The 12,912-nt window shown below is 50.4% G+C and carries 13 protein-coding genes; 6 read left to right on the top strand and 7 right to left on the bottom strand.

Translation table 11 applies throughout. The features are described from left to right. The first annotated feature begins 213 nt into the window (after nt 1-213). Complete coding sequence (gene trpY / locus PLA23_RS00320) at nt 214-711, top strand: TrpY family transcription regulator (protein ID WP_324473526.1); 498 nt, start codon at nt 214-216, stop codon at nt 709-711. Nucleotide 712: 1 nt separating this feature from the next. Here trpY and PLA23_RS00325 read toward each other — a convergent pair whose 3' ends face one another. Genes PLA23_RS00325 through PLA23_RS00345 form a run of 5 tightly spaced genes read right to left on the bottom strand, consistent with a single transcriptional unit; the run spans nt 713 to nt 3,653 of the window. Next, the gene (locus tag PLA23_RS00325; protein WP_324473528.1) at nt 713-1,234 is read right to left on the bottom strand and encodes an HDIG domain-containing metalloprotein; all 522 of its coding nucleotides are present in this window, start codon (nt 1,232-1,234) and stop codon (nt 713-715) included. Then, on the bottom strand, nt 1,227-1,748 hold the full coding sequence (locus tag PLA23_RS00330) for a transcription factor (RefSeq protein ID WP_324331050.1): 522 nt from the start codon (nt 1,746-1,748) through the stop codon (nt 1,227-1,229). The genes PLA23_RS00325 and PLA23_RS00330 overlap by 8 nt, the downstream gene beginning before the upstream one ends. Further along, the gene (locus PLA23_RS00335) at nt 1,748-2,848 is read right to left on the bottom strand and encodes an ATP-grasp domain-containing protein (RefSeq protein WP_324331040.1); all 1,101 of its coding nucleotides are present in this window, start codon (nt 2,846-2,848) and stop codon (nt 1,748-1,750) included. Before PLA23_RS00335 ends, PLA23_RS00330 begins: the two co-directional genes overlap by 1 nt. Then, nucleotides 2,821-3,336 carry a tRNA (cytidine(56)-2'-O)-methyltransferase gene (locus tag PLA23_RS00340; protein ID WP_324331042.1) on the bottom strand — a complete coding sequence of 172 codons (516 nt, stop codon included), beginning with the start codon at nt 3,334-3,336 and terminating at the stop codon, nt 2,821-2,823. Before PLA23_RS00340 ends, PLA23_RS00335 begins: the two co-directional genes overlap by 28 nt. Continuing rightward, the gene (locus tag PLA23_RS00345) at nt 3,333-3,653 is read right to left on the bottom strand and encodes a hypothetical protein (protein ID WP_324331043.1); all 321 of its coding nucleotides are present in this window, start codon (nt 3,651-3,653) and stop codon (nt 3,333-3,335) included. Before PLA23_RS00345 ends, PLA23_RS00340 begins: the two co-directional genes overlap by 4 nt. Before the next feature lie 50 nt (nt 3,654-3,703). Here PLA23_RS00345 and PLA23_RS00350 point away from each other — a divergent pair, with 50 nt between their 5' ends. After that, nucleotides 3,704-4,480 carry an SIMPL domain-containing protein gene (locus PLA23_RS00350; RefSeq protein ID WP_324473532.1) on the top strand — a complete coding sequence of 259 codons (777 nt, stop codon included), beginning with the start codon at nt 3,704-3,706 and terminating at the stop codon, nt 4,478-4,480. Between the two features lie 40 nt (nt 4,481-4,520). Beyond that, on the top strand, nt 4,521-4,922 hold the full coding sequence (locus PLA23_RS00355) for a hypothetical protein (RefSeq protein WP_324331046.1): 402 nt from the start codon (nt 4,521-4,523) through the stop codon (nt 4,920-4,922). A 1-nt stretch (nt 4,923) separates the two neighbouring features. Here PLA23_RS00355 and PLA23_RS00360 read toward each other — a convergent pair whose 3' ends face one another. Then, on the bottom strand, nt 4,924-6,909 hold the full coding sequence (locus PLA23_RS00360; protein WP_324473534.1) for a monovalent cation:proton antiporter family protein: 1,986 nt from the start codon (nt 6,907-6,909) through the stop codon (nt 4,924-4,926). A gap of 53 nt (nt 6,910-6,962) precedes the next feature. On the opposite strand from PLA23_RS00360, the gene PLA23_RS00365 reads away from it, so the two are divergent. The 3 genes from PLA23_RS00365 to PLA23_RS00375 all read left to right on the top strand — a co-directional run bounded on the left by PLA23_RS00365 (nt 6,963) and on the right by PLA23_RS00375 (nt 11,163). Further along, nucleotides 6,963-7,892: an ROK family protein gene (locus PLA23_RS00365; RefSeq protein WP_324330297.1), complete on the top strand. Its 930-nt coding sequence runs from the start codon at nt 6,963-6,965 to the stop codon at nt 7,890-7,892. Nucleotides 7,893-7,931: 39 nt separating this feature from the next. Beyond that, on the top strand, nt 7,932-9,842 hold the full coding sequence (locus PLA23_RS00370; RefSeq protein ID WP_324473536.1) for a clostripain-related cysteine peptidase: 1,911 nt from the start codon (nt 7,932-7,934) through the stop codon (nt 9,840-9,842). A gap of 103 nt (nt 9,843-9,945) precedes the next feature. Then, nucleotides 9,946-11,163 carry a clostripain-related cysteine peptidase gene (locus PLA23_RS00375; protein ID WP_324473538.1) on the top strand — a complete coding sequence of 406 codons (1,218 nt, stop codon included), beginning with the start codon at nt 9,946-9,948 and terminating at the stop codon, nt 11,161-11,163. On the opposite strand, the gene PLA23_RS00380 is transcribed toward PLA23_RS00375, so the two are convergent. Beyond that, the gene (locus PLA23_RS00380; RefSeq protein ID WP_324330288.1) at nt 11,147-12,874 is read right to left on the bottom strand and encodes a tetratricopeptide repeat protein; all 1,728 of its coding nucleotides are present in this window, start codon (nt 12,872-12,874) and stop codon (nt 11,147-11,149) included. The two genes, PLA23_RS00375 and PLA23_RS00380, sit on opposite strands and share 17 nt — an antisense overlap. Nucleotides 12,875-12,912: the final 38 nt, after the last annotated feature.

Genomic DNA, 12,912 nt, shown 5'->3' on the forward strand with positions numbered 1-12,912 from the left:
TCGCGACAAGGCCCTCAACCTTGCTCCTTTGACCTGGCTCGGATACCCTCGCTCAATACGCAATAATTACACCGAACGACCGGACATCAGGAGTTTGTCTGAACACCGGTTCTCTGTGCCTGAATAAGGTCGTTGTAGTACGTAAAGAACTTATCTATTACACCCGGTGAGAAGACCGACTGCCTATAACCAATGAAGAACAGATGATAATCTATGTGGTCTGCAATTCTGGGGTGGTTTGAAGATTCTCCTTCACAAACACGGGTCGTCAGGTTTCTTCTTGAAAATGGATTCGGGGTAAATGAAGACGGAAAAATCGCATGTAATACCATTGCGGTGGCTGCAACGCAGGTTGCGGCAAAACTCCATGTTGACCGGCGGGTCGTTGAGGCAACCGCACGGCGCATTCTTACATCACCATTCCGGGACATCTTTATCAATATGCGGGCCACACCTGACCTCTCCGTTATCGCAGAAAGCCTCTCCCTATCCGTTATCACAGTCATCCCCCAGGATGCGAGCAGACCTGGCATCGTTGATGCCTGCATCCACATACTCTCTCAGCACAACATAGGCCTGCGGCAGGTCTTTGTCACCGATCCCCACCTCTCGGAAGAGCCGCGCCTAGTGATCATCGCTGAAGGGAAGATGCCACCAGGAGTTATCGATGAACTTCGATCACTTCCGGTTGTAAAAAAACTGATATTCTAATTCAGTCTCGGTAAGCCCCGCTCAGCCGCTCAAGCTCATCAGCAAGATCAAGAAACCGGGACCGGACCGGCTCATCAAACCGCTGCAGTGATGCAACAAATTCCTCCCTGCTCACAACCCGTGTTCCCTTCACCAGATTATCAGCATGGGCCACGATCTTTTCTTCAAGTGTCTCTGGGATGCGATCAACTGCTGACAAACCAAATCTGGCCCGTTCATCAGCATACAGACCGGCTCCGATATGACGCTCAACAATACGGCAGATTGCCTCATCTAACCCTTTTGACCGGCAGATATCTCCTCCCTCATCAGCGTGGGCCATTCCATGAGTTCTTGACCGGCCGATGTCATGGAGGATGGCTCCTGCAGCAACACGATCCAGGGCCACATGCACTCCGGTACGGATTATATCTGAGGCAATCCGGAGGGCCACATCGCGGACCGTCTTGCAATGCTCAATGACACCGGGATCACACCCGGCATCGGCAAGAAAAGAGAGGTATTCGTCTCCCGGACTACACATGACCGAGATTCTCTTTGATTCGTGAAATCCGCCTGTGCAATGCATTTAGCAGCAGCTCGTTGTCAAAATGAACGAGCTGATTCTCACATTCCTGGCAGACAAACTGTGAGTCCATCGCCTCTGAGAATGTAACGGTATTTCCGCAGTTACCACAGTTGTAGAATGCGTTCTCACTCTCGTATTTGTATCGCTTGGAGAGTTTCTCCAGGATGACCTCAAGGTCCTTGGAGATTGCATCATGCATATTGTCCAGTTCAAGGGTCCAGAGGTAGGTCAGCCAGCCGGTCTCATTATTTTTTATCCGCCGGTATTTCGCAAGTCGGTGCTCATACAGGGTATACAGGGTATTCCTGACTGAATTCAGGTTAATCTTGGTGACCTCTGCAAGGTCCTCATCACTGTACTCCTTATCAGTTGGAAACCGCCGAATGAGTTCAATTCCATCATCCCCGATTAACCGGTGAAGATATGCAAAAATAGCCTTGTCAGCCAGGAGTTCCTCGTGAGAAGCCATCACCATATATATTGCCTGACAACCCTGATAGTAGTATCCAGTGCTTCCTGTGCAGATGCCAGGTCCTGTCCTGATCCATACACACTGATAACTGCATTTCCTTCATCAAACACGGCAGGAGGAACCGGAATATCGGCCACCTGCGGAGAGAGAAAGGAGAGATCATGGGCAATCTCACAATGCCGATCTGCAAACAGAATCCGGCGAAGGGCATACTGCACCGGAACCGGCATACCATCTGGAAGAATCCCCCGGCAGGCATCCAGGTGAAGGGCCACCAGATTTACCCCGGTAGCGGCCTCGATGGTATCAAGCGTTGCTACAAACCGGGGATTGAGCTCGATTGCATAGACTGCATCATCGCTGACCATAAAATCGATCCCAAGAATGCCCCTGCATCCAGACGCAGCCGCTGCACGCTCTGCATATGAGATCATCGCATCCTGCATGGGATGATGAAACGGTGTCAAGGATCCGGCAAACCCGAACCGGTACTGGCCTTCTCCCCGGAGAATCTGCTGGTTTACCGCTATCGCACGGGCTCTGCCCCCTCCGGCAACACAGCAGACCGATGCCGGAATCCCCTGCACAATTCTTTGAAGGAGGAACGGCTCACCTGGAAATGCCTCCATCCAGGACATGATATCATCCGGAGTACTGACCACGGTATTCCGCCACCCGCCTGAACCGGAACGTGGTTTGAGCATCGCCGGAAACTCACCAGGTTCTGCCAGCGGTGGAACAGGAATATTCAGCCTGCAAAACCAGTCCTGGACATATCCCTTATCCAGAAACTGTGCCGCAGTCCGGGCGTCGGTCCCCAGTATGGGGGCCGGAAGATCACACAGTGTCTCAGCCCCTGATGTAGGAATGATCGCATCAATGGCATACGTATCACACATCTCCTTGATACGGACCGGCAGGTCAGAAAGCTCTTCAAACCTCATGCAGGCGATGGTATGATTCCGAAGATCCGCATCACAGAAATGATCGACCGCACAGACCTCATACCCGGCCCGATATGCAGACAGCACAACATGCCGGGTGGAGAAACCGGCCACGAGAATCCGCTTCAGAGTTCTTCCACCGTCTTCCCGCATGGATTTGGATGTACCCGGACTTTTGCACCAGGAAATTCGCGGCACAGGGCATTTTCTGCGATATGGTCAAGGAATACCGCGAGACCTGCAATTTCAGAGTGTGGCTGATTCGTGACCGCGACATTGTAATCTGCAAGCTGATACAGATCCCCGGGCACCTTCTCAGCTCCCACTATGACCAGGATCTTCTCTTTTTTTCTGATCTCTTCCTCAACATCCGGAAGGTTCACCCCGAACATGGTGAGATGAACCACACAGCCCCCCTCTTTCTTCCAGTTCCTGATACATGAATTCCAGCCAATCTTGTCCTCAACAAAAAACGTTCCGCCAAACCGGTCGGCAACATCGCGGATACTCTGCACAACCCCCCGATCATCTGCAGCAATGTACATCCCGTCCGCACCAAGAGCTCTCGCGGTCAGACCAACATGAGTGGTCACACGCATGTCACGCTGTGGGCGGTGACCGATTCTGAGCACTACTATCATCGATTTTCCTCTGGAGATGGCCTGTATCTGATTACCCCGTCTGATAACTCAAGGCCGCCTGAAAAAACATCCGCCATCTGATGTCTGAAGATAATCTCCTCGGTTGTACAGGCACGCCAGGTGTCATCATCCCTACAGTCGATAAGACAGTACCGTTTCAGTCGCGCCAGTGATGCCATAATAACATCCTGGGCATACCCGGTTTTTTCGGAAAGCGCCTCTGCTGAAAGGCATGGACTTTCAATTATAACATGATATACAGTCCAGTCGATATCCTCGTCTCTCACTATTCTCACATGTTCACACTCAAATGGCATGAGTACTTCCCCTGATACCTATGAAATTTTTTGAAGTTACAGGAAAAGGTATGAAGACAGCGCTCAATCCTAATCATATGCAGACAAACGCATTGATCATCGGATTCGCAGTGATCCTTCTGATCACCGTCATGATTCCCGCCGGTGCAGCAGAGACAAAGGATGGAGATATCCCGCTTATTCACGTCACTGGAAGCGGGACGATCAAGGCAGTTCCAGACCGGGTCCAGATTGAACTCACCGTAGTAACAAAAAATCCTGATGTGAAAGCGGCACAGAAGGAGAATGCACGAAAGATGGACACCGTCATGTCAGCACTTCGTGATCCCTCAAAGGGAAATCTGACCGGACGGGAGATCGGGACGACCTCCTATTCCATATCAGAGGTATACTATCCTGATGATGCCCTCAAAGCAAAATACGGCGATAATGTTACCATCTACCAGGTATCCAACACCATCTCCATCGAGACAGAGAAGATTGACCGGGTTGGGGACATTATTGACCTTGCCGTAGCCGCAGGTGCAAACTCTGTCAGTTCACTTCAGTTCACGCTGAGCCAGCAAAAGACCGCCGAACTTCGAAAGGAGGCACTTGAAATCGCCGTGAAAAAGGCAGAGGCTGATGCCAGGACGGTGATGGCTGCCATGGGCAAGTCACTTGGAGAGGTGTATGAGGTCACCGTGGATGAGAGTTACCAGCCGCCGGTCTATTACAATCAGGATGCACGATCCGTTCAGATGGCTGCTGCAGGTCCTAAAACCCCCATTGAGCCGGGATCGGTAGAGATAACGGCACGGGTCACGGCAGGATACCGGATCCTCTGACCGGCAAAAACCCATTTTCCTTTCAGGACAAACCTGGAGTATGCATGATGAACCCATCCCCTTTGCGGTGCTCTCGGATCTTGTGGATCGTATGTTAGAGGATTGTGATGAGGATGTTGTCTGTGTCCGGATGCGCCTCTCTGCCCTCGATCCGGCAGTCAGAAATGCCCTGCTTACCTCTGATCTCCTCAATGCCTGGCAGGTTTTTTATTATTTCTTTGAGAAACGGCCCTTTGATGATGCCTGTGAGATTCTTGCATTCACCCCTGCATCAGTCCTTTTGCATGGGATCGCCATCGGTGAATACCGTGAGTGCACCCTCACATTCAAGGTGACTGACGGCAGTCCGATTATCATCGTTTCAGACGACCTCCAGGAGATGGGACGGTTTTTTGGATCCCATGCCTATACAGATGCGATCCGTTTTATCGACGCCGAATAAGTTATGCGGAAAATGCCCTGATGATATTGTCAGGACTGCCAAGAACCATAACCAGGTCTTTGGCACATAATATCTCATCACCCCCCGGACTGACTATCATCTGCTGACCCCTTCTGATCGCAACGATGGAGACCTGGTAGGTACTTCGTATCATCGTCTCCTTCAGCATCTTCCCGGCATACTGAGAATCATCAGCGATCCGGATCGTTCGTATCTCAACATCAGGGACCAGGACCCGCAGGTCATCAAAGGAGTACGATGGTGTGTTGATGCTCCGGAGCATCTGATATCCGCCGGCTCTGATCTCACTGACCAGCCGTTCAATCTCGCTTGTCGGGATAAGATAGGTATAAAGAATACGGGTAAAGATCTCAACAGCCGTCTCAAACTCCTCAGGGATGACCTCGTCGGCTCCAAGTTCCATGAGAGTTGCAACCTCTCCCATATATCGTGTTCTGACAATGATGTGCACTGCCGGATTGAGCATGCGGGCCGTCTGAACGATCTGCTGGGTTCCGAAGGGATCGTTGACCACAATGACCAGAACACGGGCCTTTGCGATTCCGGCCTTCTTTAGAACTTCCCCCTGGGCAGCATCACCAAACATGATCGGTTTTCCTTTTGCCTTCTCTTCCCTGACGGTATCAGGATTCATCTCGATGATCCGGTACGGGACGCCGGCGATATCTGCAGACCTGGCAACATTCTTTCCGTTCAGGCCATACCCGACGATGATGATATGATCTTCAAGATCCTGCCCCACCGGATCATCACCTGCGGTCCGGTCAGGAATGATTCGACAGAGGGGAGAGGAAAGCGGGGGTGCTATCTTTCCAGAAATACCCATGAGGAGCGGGGCTACTCCCATGGTAACTATTGATACATCAAGGAAGAGCTGAAAAGAATCCTGTGCAAAAAAACCCAGCGAATTTCCGGCTGTTGCCAGGACAAAGGAGAATTCTCCGACCTGGGCAAGAGAGATACCGGTCATCACACAGGCACGGGGAGCAAGGCCTGCCAGCAGGGATGCCAGGGTCCCGGTTGCATATTTTATGCCGATGACCAGGAGAACCAGTTCCGCGATGATGACCGGATTATGCACAAAGAACTGCAGGTTAAAGATCATCCCGATGGAAATGAAGAAGAAACTGGTAAAGAGATCCCGAAACGGCAGAATACTGGACATGGCATGGGTGCTGTATTCAGACTCAGAGATGATGATACCGGCCAGGAATGCACCAAGAGCCATTGACAGGCCAAACTCACTGGTCAGGTAGGCAACGATAAGACAGGTTCCCATGACGATAAACAGGAACATCTCACGGTTCTTGAGCCGGGCGGCATGGAGCAGCAGGGCCGGGACCACATACCGGGCGGATATATATACCACCGCTATGATGACAAAACTCCCGATAAGAAGTCTGACAAGCGAGATGTCTGTATCGGTGGTTCCGGCAAGTACTGGAGTAATCATGACCATCGGGATGACGATCAGATCCTGAAAGATGAGAATGCCAAGGGTTGCCCTGCCGTGCGGGCTGTCGACTTCCATCCGGTCAGCAAGGACCTTCATGACGATTGCCGTTGACGACAGGGAGATCAGCATGCCCCAGAAGAAGGCATGAGCGAGATCCATACCGGTAATCTGCATCAGGGAGGTCCAGATGAGGATGGTGGATAACACCTGGACCAGACCGCCGATGAGAACATACCGTCTGCTTTTCAGGATTCGTGATACGGAAAATTCAAGACCGATGGTAAACAGCAGAAAGATGACTCCAAGTTCTGCAAAGAAACTGATCGATTCTTCATTTGTGATAAGACCAAGACCGGATGGTCCTACAAGAAATCCCGCGATTAAAAAGGCAACGACCGAGGGTATCTTCACCCTGTACAGGATGATAAGGAGGAGGACCGCGATGATAAATACTACCACTATCCCGGTAAACAGAGTTGCAAACTGGCCTTCCATGAACTGACCTATCATGGCACCTGATACCACTAGGTTCTTTTCATCATAGGGCAGACCATCTGACTATTATGCAGAGGGGAACATACCGGATAGCCGGTGCCGCTGATGTGGGGGGTACAAATACCCGTGTCGGGCTGGTACGCGAGGACGGTGAGATTATCAGGATAGTCCGTTTTCAAACGCCGGTCAACGGAAAGGCATTAGATATCCCGATCTCCATAGCCTGTGCCCTTCAGGATATTGCTCAGGACATCCCTCTCGCCGGTTTTGGGATTGCCGCAGCAGGGCCACTTGATGTGAGGAAAGGAATCCTTGATCATCCCCCGAATATTCCGTTTGATACGGTTCCGATTGTGGAACCGCTTATACAGGCAATAAACCTTCCGGTAGTATTTCACAATGACTGTCGGGCAGCGGTTCTTGGAGAGGTCTGTGCCGGAGGAGCCAGGGGGTATGATACCGTGGTGTATATCACCATCTCAACCGGGATAGGCGGAGGAGTGTTTACCAACGGAAAAGTCCTTACCGGCAGGGGAGGAAATGCAGGAGAGATCGGGCATTTCCCGGTTGATTCAACGTATACCTTTCCCTGTACCTGCGGGTTTTCCGGCCACTGGGAAGGGTATGCATCAGGAAAAGGGATTCCGGTATTTTTTTCAGCATGGTGCACAGCCTACGACCGTCCCTGTCGAGAGACGCTGACTCCGGAGATTCTCCGGCTCGCATCAACCAGCGAGTTATATCACGGATTTTGGGAAGCTCTTGCGAAAATTCACGGCAGAGGTCTTTCAGCCGTGATCGTCGCCTATGATCCTGACTGCATCATTCTGGACGGAACTGTCATTCGGAATTATCCTGAACTCCTTGATCTGGCCCTTACCTATACTGACCGGTACCTTCCCCTTCCGGATTGTAAAATCAGCCCCCTTGACGGGAATGCGCCACTCATCGGTGCTGCAATGGCCGTATTCCATCCAGAGATGTCATACGTTGGTTAATAAACCTTGAGCAACTATTGAACACAGTACGGTACTCCAATGCGAGCTGCATATATTGTAATCCTCCTCTCTATCTGGTTCATTCCGGTTGGTTTTGGACAAGACATCAGTACGAGTGGGGATGAAGCACAGGCACATAACCTTGTCGTTATATACATGATTGCCGGTGATCTGGAAAGTAATGAGAGGGCTGCAACCATGAATATTGCCGAGATCCTTGACGGGTATGGAGAGACCAGTGAGCAGGATCTCCAGATAGTTCTGGCATATGGAGGATCAAAAACTCCCGGATTTGAGGGCGTGACCTATGTCACCGTCAAAGAACTGACGGAAGATGCTTCTGACGGAGTAATCGGCAATTCAGAAGATGTTCTATATAATAACCCCGATGCTGACATGGGTGCGAGAGAAACCCTTGAACACTTCCTCTCATGGACGGCAGAGAATTTTGCTGCAGACAGAAAGATCCTGATCTTCTGGGACCATGGTGGAGGGTATGACGGGTTTGGAGTTGACGAGGTCACCGATGGTCAGCTCTCACTCACCGACATATCACAGGCACTGACGACAACAAACAGCACATTTAATCTCATCGGATATGATGCCTGTCTTATGGGAGCCCTGGAAGTAGCAAAGGCAATGCAGCCTTACAGCCTGCTTCTCGTAGGATCCGAAGAGACCGAACCGGGGACGGGATGGGAATACCAAGCATGGATCAGCACTCTTGGAGCAAACCCACAGATTCCATATGAAGAACTTGGAAAGATTATCGTCGATGCATATATGACCCGTCTTGATACCGGAAAGACACTTTCAGTCATCGATCTCACCAGGATACCTGCGCTGATTCAGGCAATGGACAGCCTTGGAACCACGATGATGCCATATTCGGAGTCAATTGACGGATACCGGGTGGTAGGAAAAGCATACCAGGTTCCGGCACGATATGGAGCAGATAACAGGGAGAATGGTGAGACATCTGTTGATCTGAAATCATTCCTGAATGCAATGAAAACCCAGAAACCTGACCTTTCGGATGAAATTGAACCCGTCATCACACGAATTGATGATGTGATCCTGTATCACAGAAATGATGAGTATGTCCCTGAATCAGGCGGCCTGTCCATTATGTCCCCGAGCCGGATTACCCCTGAAATCTATGATGGACTGGGTGATGACGCGAAAATTACCCAGGGATGGGACAGGTTTTTTGTAAATCTGCTCAGGCTCTCCGGCGAGGATACTGAAAAACCTGATATCAGAACTCTGGATTCCGGGTATATGGTTGATGACCCGACGCAGACCGCATCGGTCTATGCAGAATATTACTACGTCGATGGAGACGAACTCATTCTGCTTGGAGACGAACCCCTTGAGGCTGATGAAACTGGAAAATATACTCTTCCAGAATGGGACGGGCGATGGTATTACCTGGAAGATACCGGTGGCAGCAACTACACACTGCTTGGCATGAGCTATGACTCTATCGTACCGTCCGGGTCTGTGCTTTTCACCTCGGAAATTGACTTTATCAGAGGAGCGCTCAACACTTCTGCGGTACTGAACGTGTATATCAATCCTGATACCGGGGAGAGTCGACTGGTTGCATGCCCGTACACCATCCGGCCAAATGGAATCATTCAGTTTTCACGGCAAAACTACGATCTAAAACCCGGAGATTTGATCCATGCATATGCCTGGAAACTGGACGAGACGGATAACGCCGGAGGTGAGTGGGCGGAGATCGGAGTTCTTACGATTTCCGACGATACCAACCTTATCTACGATATACTGCCGGATGGGATCTATGCACAGGCCCTGTACGCCGAATATGGAAACAAGCCTGGAGACTATGGAGATATTCACCTGTTCCGAATTGAAAACGGAGAGATGACAATCGAGGAGAATGAGACAGAGAGCCTTCCATCCTCACAACGCCCTGTCTTTTAAAGATATCTACGCAATACAGAGCAGGCGGAATAAAACCCGGTCTCAAAAGTCCGGGCTCATACCACACCGGAGGCAGGATTTTTATCCGCAGAACAGAGACGAAATGATACGAGAGAAGAAGTGCTCTTTTATATCGTTTTTCATATTCTTTTGTATCATAATTCTGCCTGCTGCTGCAGATGATACCAGTACCCTTCTTATCGCCTTTTATGCATCAGGCGGGACCCTGGAACAGGAACTGGGGCTTATCACCGATGACTTTGTACAGGTTGTCCAGGGTGCGGAAAACCTCCCTGGACGGATAAAAATACTTGCGGCATATGGAGGAGCAGACAAACCGGGGTGGAGGGGGATGCGTATTGTCGATCTTGACGGACTCAAAGCAGACCTTGCTGACGGGGAACTTGGAAACGATAGCCTTTGTCTGCAAAGAGTGGAGAATGCCAGTATGGGCGACTCTGCCTCACTTGCAATCTTCCTTTCATATATCGAGACTAAGTTCCACTATGATAGAATTTTTCTCATCTTTATCGGTCATGGTCAGGCATACACCGGGCTTCTCTTCGATCAGAATCATGGCGATGACGGGCTTACTATTGAAGAACTTACGAAAGGTCTTGGAAACCGCGATTTTGATCTCATCGGATTTGACTCATGCATGATGGGATGTCTTGAGGTCCTGTCAGCACTCTCCCCCTTTGCATCATACCTTATCGCGAGTGAGGAAGCGGAGCCTGCAGATGGCTGGCCATATGAGCCCTGGATTGCATATATCAGCGCCCATCCTGATGAACCAGTACCGCAGTATGCACAAAACCTGTTTGATGCATATATGAAATATCCTGCCCAGGGAAAAACCATCGCACTTCTCAATCCAAAACAGGCAGATATCCTCACTGAAAGACTGGACCGGTTTGCAAAGGATCTTTATGCCCTTGCAGGGGACCAGGAGGGGTGTGATACAATCAGTCAGATCCTCTCACATACACAGCAGTTTGGCCGCACCGGAACAGGTGACCTGAACGAGGCTACCATGGATCTCTTCTCATTTGCAGATCAGGCACAGCGATCTGTTCCCTACCTTTCAGAATCAGCACAAGAAGTAATTGATGGGATAAACCAGACGGTTATCTTTGCCCGCCATGATACACTGGTGCCGGATGCCCACGGAGTTGCCATCCTCTCACCTGTACTCATCAATCCGGTTTTTTACGACTATTACCGGGAAAGTGCCTTTATCACCCCATCCTGGGACCGGTTTCTTGTCAGGTATCTGAATGCATGCTCCATACTGGAGAGAAATATCACCGTTTCCATCTAAAGAGGAGTACGCATCCCACAATCCCTGCAAGGACTGGTATAATACCGAGAGGAGTCTCTGTACGCGGAGACTCAAGTGCCTGTATCTTCAGGGCAATACCAGTCAGGTTCGGCTGGATCTCCATCGCCTTCCGGTAGGCACGCTCTGCACCGACGGTATCACCGGCAAGAGCAAGCACATCACCGTACTGCTCATACAAAAATCCGTTTTCAGGATGGGATGCGAGGACGTCATGGTAGAGTGCAAGTGCCTCAGCCTCTCTTCCTGCCCGCACGAGAGTCATTGCTTTTCCTTTTCTGACCATGTCAGGATCAGACTCATTTAGAGCAACCGAATTCCAAACATCCAGAGCATCCTGGTACCGCCCGAGTTTTTCATATATCTCGGCAAGCCTGCCTAGCAGAGCCATGTTTGTGGGATCAGCGGCGATAGCAAGCTCAAGGGACTGAAGAGCGGTCTCCGGATCACCGGCAGTCATCAGATTCTTACTCTTTCCGGCCAGTGCCTGAATATTTCTTGGATCAAGCTGAAGGGCCGCCTCGTATGCACTGTCAGCCTCAGACAACCTGCCCAGGCCGGTAAGACTGTTTCCTTTTCCAACCCACGCAGAAGCAAACAGGGGAGACATCGAACAGGCGATCTCAAACACGCCATACGCCTCCTTATACCGTGCAAGATTATTCAAAGCATTACCCTTTCCAATCCAGGCCCCTGAATCCATCCGGTTTAATGCAATCGCCTGTTCATAGGCAGCAAGTGCTTCATCATACCGCTTCTCAAGCATGAGCACATCACCGATACTCTTCCACACCGATGAATCGGTTTTGTTCAGTCTCAGAGCCATCTGAAAAGCCCGGACCGCATTATCGTACTGGCGCAGTTTGGTGTAGACCTGCCCAAGTGAGGTCCAGGCCTTCAAATCTGATGCGTCAAGACTGAGCGCTGCTTCGTATGCATCAATTGCATCATCGTACCGTTCAAGGTCAGCAAGGGCCATCCCCTTGTTCGTATATGCGATGGCATCCTTTGGATTAAAGGCAAGGGCCATCTCATAACTTTTGAGGGCTTCGTTCAGGTTTCCCAGATTATACTGTGCATTCCCTTTGTTATACCAGGCCTTGCTGTCCTTACTGTCCTTTTGCAATGCAATTTCATACGCCGCAACCGCTTCTTTATAGTTCCCCTGGTTATAATGGGCATTCCCTTTTGCAAACCAGGTCTCCTCATTGTCAGGTTCGATCTGGATAGCTGCATCATATGCCCTGATAGCGTCCTCGTACTGCTTTTGATCAGACAGGACGTTTCCCTTCGCCATCCATGCCTGAACATCATATGGATCAAGCTGGATAGCTACATCATAAGCGGCATATGCTTCATTCAGCAAATTTTTACTATACAGAGCATTTCCCTTATTATACCAGTAATCGGAGTTCCGGGGATCAAGGCCAATGGCAACCTCATATGAAGCAATGGCCTCATCAATCTGTCCGAGCTTATAAAGAGAGACACCTTTATTGTACCACGCCGCAGCATTTGACGGATCAAGTTCAATTGCCCGTTCAAAGGCAGCAATGGCCTCCGTATACATGCCCTGTGCATAATAAGCATTCCCATCTGATATCAGGTCATCTGACTGTGTGGCAAGGGCCGGCGCGATACACAGCAGTACCACCAGTATGATGAACCCACGAACCTGACGTGGAATGGCCATGTGCAACGTTACTCCTCGTGTTTCTAAATAGTTTCGAG

The organism is Methanospirillum sp., assembly GCF_035406105.1.
In the GTDB taxonomy this organism is placed as follows: Archaea; Halobacteriota; Methanomicrobia; order Methanomicrobiales; family Methanospirillaceae; genus Methanospirillum.

Excerpts from the sequence above, each read along its gene's own strand:
- PLA23_RS00335 (WP_324331040.1), bottom strand. The coding sequence starts at position 2,848 with ATGCGGGAAGACGGTGGAAGAACTCTGAAGCGGATTCTCGTGGCCGGT.
- PLA23_RS00375 (WP_324473538.1), top strand. The coding sequence starts at position 9,946 with ATGATACGAGAGAAGAAGTGCTCTTTTATATCGTTTTTCATATTCTTT.
- PLA23_RS00340 (WP_324331042.1), bottom strand. The coding sequence starts at position 3,336 with ATGATAGTAGTGCTCAGAATCGGTCACCGCCCACAGCGTGACATGCGT.
- PLA23_RS00355 (WP_324331046.1), top strand. The coding sequence starts at position 4,521 with ATGCATGATGAACCCATCCCCTTTGCGGTGCTCTCGGATCTTGTGGAT.
- trpY (WP_324473526.1), top strand. The coding sequence starts at position 214 with ATGTGGTCTGCAATTCTGGGGTGGTTTGAAGATTCTCCTTCACAAACA.
- PLA23_RS00360 (WP_324473534.1), bottom strand. The coding sequence starts at position 6,909 with ATGATAGGTCAGTTCATGGAAGGCCAGTTTGCAACTCTGTTTACCGGG.
- PLA23_RS00345 (WP_324331043.1), bottom strand. The coding sequence starts at position 3,653 with ATGCCATTTGAGTGTGAACATGTGAGAATAGTGAGAGACGAGGATATC.
- PLA23_RS00370 (WP_324473536.1), top strand. The coding sequence starts at position 7,932 with ATGCGAGCTGCATATATTGTAATCCTCCTCTCTATCTGGTTCATTCCG.
- PLA23_RS00350 (WP_324473532.1), top strand. The coding sequence starts at position 3,704 with ATGAAGACAGCGCTCAATCCTAATCATATGCAGACAAACGCATTGATC.
- PLA23_RS00325 (WP_324473528.1), bottom strand. The coding sequence starts at position 1,234 with ATGTGTAGTCCGGGAGACGAATACCTCTCTTTTCTTGCCGATGCCGGG.
- PLA23_RS00380 (WP_324330288.1), bottom strand. The coding sequence starts at position 12,874 with ATGGCCATTCCACGTCAGGTTCGTGGGTTCATCATACTGGTGGTACTG.
- PLA23_RS00330 (WP_324331050.1), bottom strand. The coding sequence starts at position 1,748 with ATGGCTTCTCACGAGGAACTCCTGGCTGACAAGGCTATTTTTGCATAT.
- PLA23_RS00365 (WP_324330297.1), top strand. The coding sequence starts at position 6,963 with ATGCAGAGGGGAACATACCGGATAGCCGGTGCCGCTGATGTGGGGGGT.